We start from the raw sequence: 14798 nt of genomic DNA, 5'->3' as shown, positions 1-14798 counted from the left end.
GGGGAGATGGCCGGCAGGCCAGAGGGGGGTAGCCTCGCGCATCGACCTCACCCCTTCACGGCAGGCTTGAGGCCCCAGGGGCGCCACAGGAGCACGATCATCATGAGGATCATAGTCGAGGCGAGCGCCAGCTTGGGGAACAGGAAGGCGACGTAGTTGGTGGTGAGCCCCACCATCAGCGCGCCGAGAAGCGAGCCCTGGATGGACCCGAGGCCGCCGATAATGACGACGATGAAGACCATCACCATCAGTTCGGAGCCGAGCGCAGGCGTGATCAGCCCCTGATAGCCAGCCCACATCGCGCCGCCCATGGCCGCGAGCGCCGAGCCCGCCATGAAGACGCCGATGAACAGCCGGTCGATGCGAAAGCCCAGCGCCTCGACCATCTCGCGGTTCTCGACGCCGGCGCGGATCAACAGGCCGATGCGCGTGCGGTTCAGCGTCAGGTGCAAGATGACGTAGACGGCGAGGCCGAGCAGGAAGGCGAAGATGCGGTAGATCTCGACCGCGACGTCGCCGATCAGGAACGAGCCGGTGAGGATCGCCGGGCGCGGGACGGGCATCGGCGTGCCGCCCCAGATGACCAGCAGGATCTCCTCCGCGACGATCAGCGCGCCGACCGTGATGAGGATCTGCCGCAAATGATCGGCGTAGACCGGCTTGATGATGACGCGCTCGAAGAACCAGCCCGCAAGCGCGCCGAAGGCGGTCGCCGCGCCGATGGCGGCGACGAGGGCCAGAATGTTAAGAAACGCGCTGTCGCCGCGCACCCAGATGCCAAGCGCCGCGAGCACCGTCGCGCCGATGAAGGCGCCGAAGGAAACGAAGGCGGAATGGCCGAAATTGAGCACGTCCATCAGCCCGAAGATCAGCGACAGCCCGGACGCCATCAGGAAGATCATCATGCCCATCGCAAGGCCGGCGATGGTCAGCGTCAGCCAGGAAGACGGGCGTCCGATGAGGACGAAGGCGACGAGCGCGAGGATGACGGGCAGCAGCATGACGCCGCCGAAGCGCTCGAAGGTGGCGGATAGGGATTTCATTGGAGGGGGCTCCGCGAATTCTGCGATGTCGGCATTCCGTCGCGCCCCCCTCTGTCCTTGTCCTGCAGGACACGGCAGGACAGAGGGGGGCAACGTAGGGCGAGTACGCTTCCATCAATGCGCCTCCAGCGACAAGCTCAACAACCGCGCCTGCAATTCCGCATCCGCCGCAAGCTCGGCCATCCCGCCTCGATGCACGATGCGCCCGTCGTCGATCACCGCCACCGTGCGCCCCAGCGCCTTCGCAAACAGAAAATTCTGCTCGACCAGCAAAATGGTCGTCTCCTCGCCGATCTCGCGAAACGCATCGATCATGTTGCGGATGATCGCCGGGGCGAGGCCCTTGGTGGGCTCGTCGATCAGGATCAGGTCGCGGCGCTCGATGATGGCGCGGGAGATGGCGAGCATCTGTTTCTGGCCGCCGGAGAGCGCGTGCGCCTGGCGATCCCAGAACTTTTCCATCGCCGGGAAGATCGCGAAGACGCGGTCGAGCCGGACCTTGTCGAAGCGGCCATGGGTGGCGGCAAGGCGCATGTTCTCCTCGACCGTCAGCCCGCCGAAGATGCCCATGTTTTCCGGTACGAAGGCGATGCCCAGCCGGGCGATGTCCGATGTGTGCATCGCAGTGATGTCGCGGCCGCGAAAGACGATCGCGCCCGTCTTCGCCTTCCACAGGCCCATGATGCTGCGCAGCGTCGTCGTCTTGCCGGCGCCGTTGCGGCCGAGCAGGACGTGGACGCCCCCTTCCGGCACGTCAAGCGAGATGCCGTGGAGGATGTGGTACTGCGCGATGTCGGTGTGGACGTCGTCGAGCCGCAGGATGGCGTTCGTCATGCCACTTCCTCCGCGCCGACGCCGAGATAGATTTCGCGCACGATCGGCAGCGCCATCACTTCTGCCGGCTTGCCGTCGGCGACGAGCTCGCCATTGTGCAGCACCACGATGCGGTCGGCGAGCGCGCGCACCACGTCCATCTTGTGCTCGACGAGGAGGATGGTCTTCGACCGGTCCTTCTTGAGATCAGCGATGAGTTCGAGGATCACCGGCGCCTCGTCGACCGACATGCCTGCGGTCGGTTCGTCGAACATGAAGATGTCCGGCTCCATCGCCGCCAGCATCGCCACTTCCAGCTTGCGCTGGTCGCCATGCGGCAGGGCGGAGGCGGGCAGGTGAGCGACGGCGGAAAGGCGCGTCTGCTCGAGAACGCGCGCGGCCTTTTCCGCAAGATCGGTGAGGCTGGCCGCATTGCGCAGCGCCGACGGGCCTTGCCCCGCCTTCGCCTGGACGGCGAGGCGCACGTTTTCGAGCACGGTCAGCTTGGGAAAGAGATTGGTCAACTGGAAAGCGCGGCCGATGCCGGCCTTGGCACGGGCCGAGGCCGACAGCCGCGTAATCTCCGTCTCGCCCTTGAAGATGCGGCCCTCGGTTGGTTTCAACTGGCCGGAGACAAGGTTGAACCACGTCGTCTTGCCGGCGCCGTTGGGGCCGACGATGACGGTCAGCTCGCCCGGCTGGAACGCGCAGGTGACGTTATTCACCGCAGCGTGGCCGCCGAAGCGGATCGTCAGGTTTTCGGTGCGGATGGAAGGGGTGTTCACTTTGCAAATCCACGGATTGGACGGCGCCCCCTCCACCGCCTTCGGCGGTCCCCCTCCCCCGCTTCGCAGGGGAGGAAAAGAGGTCGAGGCCGTCAGCGCCGGTTGATCCTCCCCCGTTCACGGGGGAGGGGGACCATGCGCAGCATGGTGGAGGGGGCGCCCTCGCCTAGTGCGAATTACTCCTGGTTATTCCGCCCGACCGGAATATCCATATCTGATGCCGGAATCTCGCGAACCAGTTCCGGTACGGCCCATTCGACGCCGTCCTCGACCTTGATCTTGAAGTGGTACATGGACTGCAGCGCCTGGTGGTCTTCCGGACGGAAGGTCATCTCGCCCTTCGGCGTGTCGAACGACATGCCTTCCATGGTCGAGATCAGCGTCTCGGTGTCCCAGTCCTCGGCCGTCTCGAGCGCCTTTACGATGGCCATCGCCGAGGCCATGCCGCCGGCGGTGAAGAAGTCCGGCGGCGTGTTGAAGCGCTCCATGTGCTGCTCGACCAGCCAGTCGTTCACCGGGTTCTCCGGCAGCTCGTAGTAGTAATAGATCGCGCCTTCCATGCCCGGCACCTGCTTGTAGGAGACCAGCGCGGGCAGGATGTTGCCGCCAGTCGACAGTTCGATGTCGTAGCGGTCGAGACCGGCGGAGGCGAGCGGCGTCATGGCGTCGATGCCGGCGACATAGATCATGATGACCTTGCGGCCCGGTTGGTCGCGCAGCGCCGCCGTCAGGCGTTCGATGGTCGCGGTGAAATCGGTCGTCTGCTGGGGAACGTATTCCTCGGCGACGAGATTGGCGCCGGTGCCCTCGAGCGCGGCCTTGAAGGCGGCGACGCCGTCGCGGCCGAAGGCGTAGTCCTGCGCGAGCGTGGCGACGTAGAGATCTTCGTCGGGCTGGAGCGCGAGCGCCTGCGCCTGCATGTCCATCGACGAATTGCGCGAAGTCTTGAAAACGTAGCGGTTGGAATCCGCGCCCGTCAGCCCGTCGGCGACGGCCGGCTCGACGACGAGGATGCGCTCATATTCGGCGGCGACCGGCAAGAGTGCCATCGCGACGCCCGACGACGTATCACCGACCGCGATCAGCGCATCGTCGTCGCCGTAAGCTTCGGCGAGCAGCGCGCGCGCCACGTCCGGCTTGAACTGCGTGTCCTTCTTGATGATCTCGATCTTGCGGCCCTTGACCTCCATCGTGCCGTCGGTCGCATATTCGAGACCCATCTCGAACCCGGTCTGGGTCTGCTTCGAATAGGCTTCGAGCGGCGAGCCCGACAGGCCGTGCAGAAGCGCGATCTTGACGGGGTCTTCCTGCGCCCCGGCCGGCATGATGACGGCGCAGGACAGTGCCAGCGCGGCGAACCATTTCTTCATGTGACTTCCTCCCGAAAGCGATTGACCGTGTCGAAATTCGGCAAAGCGCGACCGCAACCGCCGATCACGGTTGATTTTTGGCCCGGCACTCGCGACTGTCCTCCCGGATCACGGTGCCGCAGGCCGTGGCCGGCCGACATCTCGCAATCCTGCCCAAACTATCGGCGAAAGCCCGGTTTTTCCGCAATATCGTAGAAATACGCATGACAGACGCCATTCCCGACTACGCAAAACTCGCTTTCGACCACGCGCCCGTAGGCCTCGTCGTCACGGAAAGCCGGGTCATACGCGCCTGCAATCCGGCCTTTTCGGCGATGTTCGGCTACCGGATCGACGAGCTCGTCGACCAGTCCTTCGCCTTCCTCTATCCGAGCCAGGAGGAGTTCGTGCGTATCCGCGATGTCGGCGTGGAACCGCTCAAGAAGGACAACCGCTATTCCGACGAGCGCATCATGGCGCGAAAGGACGGCACGCTGTTCTGGTGCCGCGTGCGCGGGCATTCGCTGACGCGCGACGACGACCCCCTCGGCCGCGCCGTCTGGAGCTTCGCGGACCTGTCGCAGGTGCGCCAGGTCCTCGCGCTGTCGACCCGCGAGCGGCAGATCGTGATGCATCTGGGCGAAGGACGCACCTCAAAAGAGATCGCCCGCATGCTCGACGTCTCCCCGCGCACGGTGGAGGCCTACCGCGCAAGGTTGTTGAAGAAGTGCGGCGCGGCCAACGTGGCCGAACTCCTGTCACATCTGAGCTCGATGCCGCATTAGCGGCAAGGGTGTGCGTCCTTCGACGAGCTCAGGATGAGGAGAGCTTGAGCCATACCCCCACTCCGGTCCTGCGGACCACCTCTCCCCCTCAAAAGGGGAGAGGAACCCAAGCTGGAGAGGCGCTGCGATCGCGGCAACGCTTTCCTCGCCCCCGGGCAGGGGGAGAGGTGGCCTGAAGGGCCGGAGTGGGGGTGCTTAGATCGAGATGCACAACCCCTCAGACCGGTCAGCCTAAAAAAGAGTCCCTTAAACGTGCTGGCCGCCATTGATGTGGATTTCGGCGCCGGTGACGTAGGAGGACTGGTCCGAGCACAGGAAGAAGATCGTGTCGGCGACTTCCGCCGTCGAGCCGAGGCGGCGCAGGGGGATGGTCTCGACGATCTTCTCGGTGCCCGGCGACAGGATCGCCGTGTCGATCTCGCCCGGTGCGATCGAATTGACGCGGATGCCGTGCGGGCCGAAATCGGCGGCCATCTCGCGCGACAGCGAGGACAGCGCCGCTTTCGAGGTCGCATAGGCCGTGCCGGCGAAGGGGTGGACGCGGCTGCCGACGATCGAGGTGACGTTGACGATCGAGCCCTTGGCGGCGGCCAGTTCCTTGAAGAGGCCGCGTGCGAGCATGATTGGCGCGAAGAAATTCACCTGGAAGACGTCGCGCCAGACATGCATCGGCGTCTCGATCGAGTTCATCCGCCCGCCCTTGTCGAGCTTGGGCGAAATGGCGGCGTTGTTGATCAGCGCATGGAGCTGGCCGCCGGTTTCCTCGAGCCGGTGGCGAATGTTCGCCACCGCCGATCCGACATCCTCTGGGTCCGAAAGATCGATCTTGATGTGGTCTTCCGGGCCCTGCGGCCAGGGACAATCTTCGGCGAAGGCATTGCGCGAACAGGTGATGACGCGCCAGCCCTCGCGCGAAAAGCGCTTGACCGTCGCGTGCCCGATGCCCCGGCTCGCGCCGGTCAAAACTAGTGTCTTTTGCATCATCTCTCCGGCCGGATAGGTAAACCTGACGCTATGTAGAGAGTTTGCGCGGCGGATGCGAGTGCAACAATGCGTGTTGTTGCATGTGTCGCGCTCCGCATCGCGCGGCTGGATCTATGCCGTCCGCGCGCCGCGCAACCGCGTCCGCCACAGGATCATCGCCATGATCACCACATTCATCATGTTCCACGCGATGCCGTTCAGGAACGCGGCCTGGTAGGACCCCGTGATGTCGTAGATCAGCCCGGACAGCCAGCCGCCGAGCGCCATGCCGATGATCGTCGCCATGATGACGAGGCCGACCCGTTGTCCGGCCTCGTGCGCCGGAAGATATTCGCGCACGATGATGGCGTAGCTCGGCACAATGCCGCCCTGCGACAGGCCGAAGACGAGCGACACGACATAGAGCGAGGCGAGCCCGTCGAACGGAATGTAGGCGGCGAGCGCCAGCACCTGGAACACCGATCCGATGAGCAGCGTCTTCACCCCGCCGATATGGTCGGCGAGGAAGCCTGAGGCGAGCCGGCTGACGACGCCGCCGATCAGCATCAGCGACAGCATTTCCGCACCCGTCGACATGCCGAAGCCGAGATCGACGCAATAGGCGACGATATGCACCTGAGGCATCGACATGGCGACGCAGCAACCGAGCCCGGCGATCGAAAGCAGGATCTGGAGCTGGCGCGGCGACAGGTCGATCGATCGCACCGGCTTCGGCGCCACGGCATGGGCGCCGGAGCCGAGGTCGGGCGCACGCGCCTTGAGGAACATCAGCGCCAGCGGAACCATGGTGACGAGGGCGAAGAGGCCGATGCCGAAATAGGTGGTCCGCCAGCCCCAGTCCGGCAGCACGGCCTGGATCACCAGCGGCCAGATCGCGCCGGCGAAGTAATTGCCGCTCGCCGCCGCCGCCACCGCGACGCCGCGACGCTTGACGAACCAGTGCGAGATGTCGGCGATCAGCGGGCCGAACGTGGCCGCCGCGCCGAATCCGATCAGCGTCTGGACGACCGCGAACACCCAGATCGAGGGCGCGAGCGCCGCGGCCGCATAGCCGATGCCGAGCGCAAATGCAGAGCCGATGACGGGCAGCAATATGCCGGCCTTGTCGACGAACCGGCCCATATAGACGTTGCCGATGGCGAACCCGACCATGGTCATCGTGTAGGGCAGGGAGGATGCCGCGCGCATCGTGCCGAACTCGGCCTCGATCGCCGGCATGACGACGACGACCGACCACATGCCGACCGAGCCGATCGTCGCGATCAGCACCGACATGACGAGCCGCGTCCACGCGTAGCGACCGTCGATCTGGCTGATGCGGTCGAGACCGGCGCCGGGCGCGGGAATGGGTTCCATCGGGTTCTCCTCGACCCTTCGTTAGCGGCCCGCCGTCCGCCCCGTCAGCGCCAGAGCGCGCCAACCACCAAGCCAGTTCGAGCATCGGACCGAAAAGTGGAAGCCGGTTTTCGGATGAATCGGATGCGTCAGAAAATCTGCGCGATGCCCTGTCGCAACAGGTCGAGCGCCAGGAGCGAGATGCCGATCCTGAACCAGCGGCGAAACTGCGCTTCGGGCAGCCGCTCCAGCCAGCGCGAGCCATACACGGTTCCAAGATAGCCCGACGCGATCATCACCGCGACGAGCGGCACCCAGGCGGCAAAAGCGAAACCGGCCAGCCCGAAGACGATGATCTTCAGCGCGTGCTGGATCGTCATGCCCGCAGCGTGCGTCGCCACCAGCGCCTTGCGGTCGTCGGGAATGATCTGCGCGAAGACGCTGGAGAGCAGCGGTCCCGTCGCGCCCACCATCATGGTCAAGAGTGCCGTCGCCGCACTTCCCACCGCCAGCCCGATCCGCCCCAGCCGGTCGAAGCCGGGGATCTTCCCCCATGTGATGATCAGGATGAAGCCGCCGAGGACGAGCTTCATGAGCGCATCGGGCACCTGTACGACGACGAAGGCGCCGGCCACCGCGCCGATGAGCGAGCCGATCAGGAATGGCGCGAAGATGTCATGCCGGATGAACGGCCGCTGGTGCCATGCGCGTCCGGTGTTGGAGCCGAGCTGCACCGCGCCGTGAACAGGGATCAGCGCCGCGACCGGCAGGAACAGCCCCATCAGCGCCAGCATCGCGACCCCGCCGCCGACGCCGAAAGCGGCCGTCAGCGCGGAGGTGAAGAAGCTCGCGACGACGAGCAGCCCCGCCGCCCAGATTGCCAATCCATCGGGCAGAAGGCCGGCAATCGCCTCCAATTGCCTACATGCCCTGCGGGCGCGTGAACTGGCCGGCCGCGCGGTAGGTCCAGAGGTACGTCGGCAGGATCGCCTCCATCGCCTGCGGGCGGATGCCGAGGCCCTCCAGCGTGCGGCCATCCGCTTCGGCTGCCGGCGAGACGATGTTGTCGCTCTTGAGCATCTCCACCTGATCGCGCGTCAACAGCGGCTTCGGCATGCGCCCGAGGATCGCGCCCTGCAGTTCTGCGATCTTCCACGGGATCGGCACGAACATCCGCTTGCGGTCGACGATTTTCAGCATCAGCTTCATGCAGTCGCGGAACGACAGCGCCTCTGGTCCGCCAAGTTCATAGACCTTGCCGCCCGCGACCTGGCCGTCCACGGCGCGCGTGAAGGCTTCGGCGACGTCGCCGACATAGACCGGCTGGAACTTCGTCTCCCCGCCGCCGATCATCGGCAGCGCGGGCGAAATGCGCGCCATCGCGGCGAAGCGGTTGAAGAACCCGTCCTCGGGACCGAACACGATGGACGGCCGGAAGACGATCGCGTCCGGCAGCGTCTCGAACACTGCCGCTTCGCCCTCCGCCTTGGTGCGTCCGTAGTCGGATTGCGACGACGCATCCGCGCCGATCGCCGACATCTGGATGAAGCGCGCGCCCGCGTCGCGCGCGGCCTCCGCAGCCATGCGCGCGCCGGCGGCCTGCACCGCGTCGAAGGTCTGCGCGCCGCTTTCCGACAGGATGCCCACGAGATTGATCACCCAGCCCGCGCCCTCGACGGCCTTGTCGAGCGAGGCGCGGTTGCGCAAATTGCCGCGCACGGCAAGGATCTGGCCGACATTGCCGAGCGGCTGCAAATGATGCGCCGTGTTCGGATTGCGGCTGACGACGCGGATGCGATAGCCGCGCTTTGCCAGCGCGCGCACCACGTAGCGGCCGACGAAACCGGAGCCGCCGATGATCGTGACGAGGGGAGGAATCTGGGTGACGGGGGTCATCGCGTCCTGCTCTTTGAAGCCTTCGCGGCTGTCTTAATCACTTTGGATTGAAACGCAAAGGGTCAAGAACGGCGGCGCCAACAATGTTCCCCGTGCATGGCAGGCATTCCGTCTCGTCTGTTGACCGTCCGTGGCTGCGGCGCGACACCTTCGCTTCCGCTGCGTGAATGGCGGCAACAATCAAGAATATTTCTAGGGATGGACATGACCAAAGCGCAAATCGGCCTCATCGGGCTTGGAACGATGGGCTCCAATCTCGCCTTGAACATTGCCGAGAAGGGCCACGCCGTCGCCGTCTATAACCGCACGGCGTCGAAGACGGGTGCTTTCTTCGAGAACGCCGCAGACCTGCGCGAGCGTATCGTGCCCTGCGCGACGCTGGCCGAATTCGCTGCCCAGATACGTCCCCCGCGTCCGGTCATCCTCATGGTCCAGGCCGGCAAGGCAGTGGACGAGCAGATCGCCGCGCTGCGTGAGCATCTGGAGGCGGGCGACATGATCATCGACGCCGGCAACGCCAATTTCCGCGACACGATCCGCCGCTTCGGCGAACTCGAAGGCTCCGGCCTCACCTTCGTCGGCATGGGCGTTTCGGGCGGTGAGGAAGGCGCGCGCCACGGCCCGTCCATCATGGTCGGCGGCGCGCAGGAGGCGTGGCGGCAGATCGAACCCATCCTCACCGACATCGCCGCGCGCTTTCAGGGCGAGCCCTGCGCCGCGTGGCTGGGCGAGGGCGGTGCCGGCCACTTCGTCAAGACCATCCATAACGGCATCGAATATGCCGACATGCAGATGATCGCCGAAATCTACGGCCTCCTGCGCGACGGCGCGGGCCTGTCGGCCGGCGAGATGGCGACGATCTTCCAGCGTTGGAATTCCGGCCCGCTCGAATCCTACCTCGTCGAGATCACGGCCGAGGTCCTGCGCGCGTCGGACGGCGCCACCGGCGGCCCGCTCGTCGATGCCATTCTCGACCGCGCGGGCCAGAAGGGCACCGGCCGTTGGGCGGCGGTCGAGGCCCAGTTGATGGGCATACCCGCCACCACGATCGAGACCGCGGTCGCCGCGCGCAGCCTTTCGGCGGAGCGGGATCTGCGGCTCAAGGCGCAAAGCGCCTATGCCGACGCCTTGCCGACCGGCCGCCTCGTCGCCGACGAGGCGTTCATCCGCGACCTGGAACATGCCCTCCTCGCCGCCAAGCTCGCCGCCTATGCGCAGGGCTTCGCCGTCATGGAAGAGGCGTCGACGGAGTTCAGGTGGGACCTGCCGCTCGGCACGGTGGCCCGCATCTGGCGTGCCGGCTGCATCATCCGTTCGCAGTTCCTGAGCGAGATTGCCGCCGCCTATGATCAGGCGAAGGAACCGGCCCACCTTCTCCTGATGCCGGCCTTCGTCGACACGATGACCATGGCGAGCCCCGCCCTGCGGCGCGTCGTCGCCCGCGGCGTCGAGGCCGGACTGCCGGTCCCCGCGCTCGCCGCCGCACTGACATGGTTCGATGCCTTCCGTCAGGGCCGCGGCACCGCCAATCTCATCCAGGGCCAGCGCGATTTCTTCGGCGCCCACGGGTTCGAGCGCGTCGACGCGCAGGGCGACCATCACGGCGCCTGGTCGAAATGAGCCGAAAAGCCTAAACCGTCTCTTTACCCAGTCGGCAAGCAGAAGAGCCCCGGTAATCTCTCCTTTACTGGCGAAGTTCAAGTCTTGTGGCATGCGTCGTTCATGCGTCCAAGGCGGGGGCCTGCCATGTTGAGAAAATTCCTGCAATCGCGCTCGGGCAATTTCGCGATCCTGTCCGGGGTCACGATGGTCCCGCTTTGTCTGGCGGCCGGCCTCGCCGTGGACTACTCGCGTCACCAATCGGCGCAGCGCCATCTTCAGGAGATGGCCGACGCGACCTCGCTCGCGCTTGCCGCCTCCAAGGAGCAGAATCAGGCGCGGCTCGAACAGGTCGCAAACGACTATCTCGCCGCCAATCGAACCAGCTCCCGCGTCCAGCACGTCTCGGTCGCGAGCGTCGTCGCCACGACGGAAAGCGTGGATGTAGAACTGGTCGGCTCGATCCCGACGACCTTCATGGGCATCGCCGGCTATCAAACGCTCGACGTCGGCGCCTCAGCCCTCGCCGAACGCGCCACGCGCGGCGATGTGGAAGTGTCGCTCATCCTCGACAATACCGATTCCATGTCGGACGTGGTCGGCGGCAAGACCCGCATCTCCGTACTCAAATCGGCTGCGAACGACCTCGTCTCCGAATTGCTGAAGGACAATCCACAATCAGTGCGCATTGGCGTTGTGCCCTATGGGCAATACGTCAATGTGGGCTTGCAAAACCGCAACGCGTCCTGGCTCTCGGTCAGGTCAGATTACTCGACTTCGCAGCAGGTCGCGGAGCAACCGGCGCAATGCACGACCGTCGACACTTACAAGAACACCACCGTAAAGCGGACCTACGACTGCTCCTACTCCAAGGACGGCCAATGGATTCAGCGGACCTGCACCGAATACAATCGCGAAAAGATCGGCACCAAGGAGCAGTGCACGGAATACAAGGCTCCGTACACGAAAACGACGAACTACAAGTGGTTCGGCTGCGTCAATTCGCGAAAGAACAGTCTGCCGCCGTTCGGCCCCAACCGCCTGCATGTTGAGCCTGCTCTCGACAAGTATACGGGCTTCGTCCAGACCGATCAGAATTGCCTCACGCCCATCACGTCGCTGACCAACAGCAAGGCTACGCTCAAGAGCGCGATCGATGGCATGGTCACGAGTGTGGGTAACCACAAGCCGTTGACCTACATTCCGGCGGGCCTCGTCTGGGGCTTCAACATGCTCACGCCCGGCGAGCCGCTGGATGGGGCCGGCGCTTTCGATCCTGCAAACCAGCGCCCCCGCAAGGTCGCGGTCCTCATGACCGATGGCGCCAATACGATGAAGATCAACACCAGCAACGGCAACCACACTGCGATCAGCTTTTCCGGACCGATCGACGACAACACGGAAGTGCCCGCCACCAATGCCGAACTGCTGCAGATCTGCACGAACATGAAGGCAAAGGGCATCGAGATCTTTACTGTCGGCTTCATGATGGACAGCCTCAAGGCGAAGGCCATGCTGCAAGCATGCTCCACCGAGCCCAGCACCCACTACTTCGACGCGACCGATAGTGACAAGCTGGCCGCCGCGTTCACGGGCATCGCCAGATCGCTGCAGGTCGTGCGCCTGGCACGCTGACCTTCGTCATGGACGATGCAGATGGGGCCGTTTCGGCCCCATTTGCATGTCAGTCCCCCAAAATCCCCGGCAGGTTCAGCCCCTTGTCCCGCGCACAGTCGAGCGCGATGTCGTAGCCCGCATCGGCGTGGCGCATGACGCCGGTCGCCGGGTCGTTCCAAAGCACCCGCTCCAGTCGCCGCGCCGCATCGTCCGTGCCGTCGGCGACGATCACCATGCCGGCATGCTGCGAAAACCCCATGCCGACGCCGCCGCCATGATGCAGCGACACCCAGGTCGCGCCCGAAGCTGTGTTGAGGAGCGCGTTGAGGAGCGGCCAGTCGGACACGGCGTCCGACCCGTCCTTCATCGCCTCCGTCTCGCGATTGGGCGAGGCGACGGAGCCCGAATCGAGATGGTCGCGGCCGATCACCATCGGCGCCTTCAACTCACCCTTCGCCACCATCTCGTTGAAGGCGAGGCCGAGCCGGTGCCGGTCGCCAAGGCCGACCCAGCAAATGCGCGCCGGCAGGCCCTGAAACGCGATGCGATCCCGCGCCATGTCGAGCCAGCGATGCAGATGATCGTTGCCCGGCGTCAGTTCCTTCACCTTCGCATCGGTCCTGTAGATGTCTTCCGGGTCTCCCGAAAGCGCCGCCCAGCGGAACGGTCCGACGCCGCGGCAGAAGAGCGGCCTGATATAGGCCGGCACGAAGCCCGGAAACGCGAACGCATTCTCGAACCCTTCTTCCTTGGCCACCTGGCGGATGTTGTTGCCGTAGTCGAGCGTCGGCACGCCATCGTTCCAGAACGCCACCATCGCCTCGACATGTTCGCGCATCGACGCCCGCGCCGCCGTCTCGACCGCCTGCGGATCGCTCTCGCGCTTGGCCTTCCATTCGGCCAGCGACCAGCCCTTAGGCAGATAGCCGTTGAGCGGATCGTGCGCCGAGGTCTGGTCGGTCACCATGTCCGGCTTGACCCCGCGCCTGACGAGTTCGGGCAGGATTTCCGCCGCATTGCCCAGAAGCCCGACCGACTTCGCCTCGCCCGCCTTCGTCCAGCGCGCGATCATCTCGAGCGCCTCGTCGAGGCTCGTCGCCTTCTCGTCGACGTAGCGGGTGCGCTTGCGAAAATCGATCCGCGTCTCGTCGCATTCGATGGCGAGGCAGCACGCGCCCGCCATCACCGCCGCCAGCGGCTGCGCGCCGCCCATGCCGCCGAGCCCTGCCGTAAGTATCCACTTACCTTTTAAGTCGCCGCCATAATGCTGCCGGCCCGCTTCCACGAACGTCTCGTAGGTGCCCTGCACGATCCCCTGCGTGCCGATATAGATCCACGACCCGGCCGTCATCTGGCCGTACATCATGAGCCCCTTCTTATCGAGCTCGTTGAAATGGCCCCAGTTCGCCCAGTGCGGGACGAGATTGGAATTGGCGATCAGCACCCGCGGCGCATCCTTGTGCGTGCGGAACACGCCCACCGGCTTGCCCGACTGGACCAGCAGCGTCTCCTCCTCGCTCAGGCCCTTGAGGCTCGCGACGATCCGGTCGAAATCCTGCCACGTCCGCGCCGCGCGACCGATACCGCCATAGACGACGAGCTCGTTCGGGTTTTCCGCAACGTCGGGATCGAGATTGTTCATCAGCATCCGCATCGCCGCCTCGGTCGTCCAGTGCCTCGCAGTGATCTCGGCCCCGCGCGGCGAACGGATTTCGCGGATGTTGTGGCGTGGATTGGTCATGAGATTCCTCCGATGGCCGCGTCTTCCAGCGCGGCGAGCAATGTCTTGAGCGTCTGGCGCAGAGGCGCGGCTCTCCCGGCGTCGAAGGTCCAGGGTTCTTCCTCGGCGGCGAGATAGGCCGACTGCGCGATCTCCATCTGGATCGCGTGGACGCCGGTCTCCGGCTGTCCATAATGCCGCGTCGTCCACCCGCCCTTGAATCGACCATTCGCGACCCAAGTGAAGCCCGAATTCCCGGCAATCTCCGTCGCGATCCGCGCAAATTTCGCATCGCAGGTCAGCCCGTCATTCGTGCCGATGTTGAGCACCGGCAACTCCCCCTCGAACAGGAACGGGCAGCGCGAGCGGATCGAATGGCAGTCATAGACGACCGCAATCCCATGCACCGCCTTCACCCGCCCAACCTCGGCGGCAAGCGCAGCGTGATAAGGCGCATGCCATTCCGCCAGCCGCCGCTCGGACTCTGCTGCATCGGGCCCATCCGCCCAGATCGGCCGGTTGTCGAAATCCGTCTGCGGCACCAGCCCGGTCGTGTTCTGCCCCGGATAGAGGCTGACCCCCGACGGATCGCGATTGGCGTCGATCAAATACCGATGAAAATTCGCCTTTACCACCGACGCACCGGGCAGCAACCCGTCATAGAGCCTGTCGATATGCCAGTCCGTATCGCGCAACCTGCGCCCTTCGGCGTTCAGTTTTGCGGCAACCGCCTCCGGCACATAGGTGCCGACATGCGGCATGCCGAGAATGACGGGCGAGGTGCCCTGGATGACGGAAACGGGTTTCATCGAGACGCCCATTTTGTCGAAGAGGACCCCCACCCTTTATCCCTCCCCACAAGGGGGAGGGAG

General features: G+C 65.1%; 13 protein-coding genes. 3 read left to right on the top strand and 10 right to left on the bottom strand.

The annotated features are described in order from the left end of the window. Window positions 1-47: 47 nt before the first annotated feature. The 4 genes from ALII_RS0113910 to ALII_RS0113895 all read right to left on the bottom strand — a co-directional run bounded on the left by ALII_RS0113910 (window position 48) and on the right by ALII_RS0113895 (window position 4011). Complete coding sequence (locus tag ALII_RS0113910) at window positions 48-1043, bottom strand: branched-chain amino acid ABC transporter permease (protein WP_029660539.1); 996 nt, start codon at window positions 1041-1043, stop codon at window positions 48-50. 114 nt (window positions 1044-1157) lie between these two features. Next, entirely contained in the window at window positions 1158-1877 is a 720-nt protein-coding gene (locus tag ALII_RS0113905) for an ABC transporter ATP-binding protein (protein ID WP_024587916.1), read from the bottom strand. Next, window positions 1874-2641 (bottom strand): ABC transporter ATP-binding protein, encoded by a 768-nt coding sequence (locus tag ALII_RS0113900; protein ID WP_024587915.1) that lies wholly within the window; start codon window positions 2639-2641, stop codon window positions 1874-1876. Before ALII_RS0113900 ends, ALII_RS0113905 begins: the two co-directional genes overlap by 4 nt. 176 nt (window positions 2642-2817) lie before the next feature. Further along, window positions 2818-4011, bottom strand: coding sequence for a substrate-binding domain-containing protein (locus ALII_RS0113895; RefSeq protein WP_024587914.1), 1194 nt, complete (start codon window positions 4009-4011; stop codon window positions 2818-2820). A 203-nt stretch (window positions 4012-4214) separates the two neighbouring features. On the opposite strand from ALII_RS0113895, the gene ALII_RS23135 reads away from it, so the two are divergent. Beyond that, a complete protein-coding gene (locus ALII_RS23135) occupies window positions 4215-4775 on the top strand; it encodes a PAS and helix-turn-helix domain-containing protein (protein ID WP_029660538.1) in 561 nt (186 codons plus the stop codon). Between the two features lie 246 nt (window positions 4776-5021). On the opposite strand, the gene ALII_RS0113885 is transcribed toward ALII_RS23135, so the two are convergent. The 4 genes from ALII_RS0113885 to ALII_RS0113870 form a co-directional block, all read right to left on the bottom strand. After that, window positions 5022-5759 carry an SDR family oxidoreductase gene (locus ALII_RS0113885; protein WP_024587912.1) on the bottom strand — a complete coding sequence of 246 codons (738 nt, stop codon included), beginning with the start codon at window positions 5757-5759 and terminating at the stop codon, window positions 5022-5024. Window positions 5760-5870: 111 nt separating this feature from the next. Beyond that, entirely contained in the window at window positions 5871-7115 is a 1245-nt protein-coding gene (locus ALII_RS0113880; RefSeq protein ID WP_024587911.1) for an MFS transporter, read from the bottom strand. Window positions 7116-7243: 128 nt separating this feature from the next. Further along, window positions 7244-8011: a sulfite exporter TauE/SafE family protein gene (locus tag ALII_RS0113875; RefSeq protein ID WP_024587910.1), complete on the bottom strand. Its 768-nt coding sequence runs from the start codon at window positions 8009-8011 to the stop codon at window positions 7244-7246. Between the two features lie 4 nt (window positions 8012-8015). After that, complete coding sequence (locus ALII_RS0113870; RefSeq protein ID WP_024587909.1) at window positions 8016-8990, bottom strand: complex I NDUFA9 subunit family protein; 975 nt, start codon at window positions 8988-8990, stop codon at window positions 8016-8018. A 204-nt stretch (window positions 8991-9194) separates the two neighbouring features. Here ALII_RS0113870 and gndA point away from each other — a divergent pair, with 204 nt between their 5' ends. Both gndA and ALII_RS0113860 read left to right on the top strand, forming a co-directional pair. Then, complete coding sequence (gene gndA, locus ALII_RS0113865; protein ID WP_024587908.1) at window positions 9195-10610, top strand: NADP-dependent phosphogluconate dehydrogenase; 1416 nt, start codon at window positions 9195-9197, stop codon at window positions 10608-10610. An 84-nt stretch (window positions 10611-10694) separates the two neighbouring features. Next, window positions 10695-12224 (top strand): pilus assembly protein, encoded by a 1530-nt coding sequence (locus ALII_RS0113860; protein ID WP_210163447.1) that lies wholly within the window; start codon window positions 10695-10697, stop codon window positions 12222-12224. A gap of 49 nt (window positions 12225-12273) precedes the next feature. Here the strand turns inward: ALII_RS0113860 and hutU are convergent, their stop codons facing one another. Both hutU and hutG read right to left on the bottom strand, forming a co-directional pair. Further along, window positions 12274-13947, bottom strand: a complete 1674-nt coding sequence (gene hutU / locus ALII_RS0113855) for a urocanate hydratase (protein WP_024587906.1) — start codon at window positions 13945-13947, stop codon at window positions 12274-12276. Then, complete coding sequence (gene hutG, locus ALII_RS0113850; protein ID WP_024587905.1) at window positions 13944-14735, bottom strand: N-formylglutamate deformylase; 792 nt, start codon at window positions 14733-14735, stop codon at window positions 13944-13946. Before hutG ends, hutU begins: the two co-directional genes overlap by 4 nt. Between the last annotated feature and the right edge of the window lie 63 nt (window positions 14736-14798).

This window comes from Aliihoeflea sp. 2WW (genome assembly GCF_000497755.1).
In the GTDB taxonomy this organism is placed as follows: domain Bacteria; phylum Pseudomonadota; class Alphaproteobacteria; order Rhizobiales; family Rhizobiaceae; genus Aliihoeflea.
This window is presented reverse-complemented; position numbering and strand designations above follow the sequence as displayed.

Bases quoted from the DNA above. Each gene is read 5' to 3' on its own strand.
- ALII_RS0113910 (WP_029660539.1), bottom strand. From the start codon at position 1,043: ATGAAATCCCTATCCGCCACCTTCGAGCGCTTCGGCGGCGTCATGCTG.
- ALII_RS0113905 (WP_024587916.1), bottom strand. From the start codon at position 1,877: ATGACGAACGCCATCCTGCGGCTCGACGACGTCCACACCGACATCGCG.
- ALII_RS0113895 (WP_024587914.1), bottom strand. From the start codon at position 4,011: ATGAAGAAATGGTTCGCCGCGCTGGCACTGTCCTGCGCCGTCATCATG.
- ALII_RS23135 (WP_029660538.1), top strand. From the start codon at position 4,215: ATGACAGACGCCATTCCCGACTACGCAAAACTCGCTTTCGACCACGCG.
- ALII_RS0113885 (WP_024587912.1), bottom strand. From the start codon at position 5,759: ATGATGCAAAAGACACTAGTTTTGACCGGCGCGAGCCGGGGCATCGGG.
- ALII_RS0113880 (WP_024587911.1), bottom strand. From the start codon at position 7,115: ATGGAACCCATTCCCGCGCCCGGCGCCGGTCTCGACCGCATCAGCCAG.
- ALII_RS0113870 (WP_024587909.1), bottom strand. From the start codon at position 8,990: ATGACCCCCGTCACCCAGATTCCTCCCCTCGTCACGATCATCGGCGGC.
- gndA (WP_024587908.1), top strand. From the start codon at position 9,195: ATGACCAAAGCGCAAATCGGCCTCATCGGGCTTGGAACGATGGGCTCC.
- hutU (WP_024587906.1), bottom strand. From the start codon at position 13,947: ATGACCAATCCACGCCACAACATCCGCGAAATCCGTTCGCCGCGCGGG.
- hutG (WP_024587905.1), bottom strand. From the start codon at position 14,735: ATGAAACCCGTTTCCGTCATCCAGGGCACCTCGCCCGTCATTCTCGGC.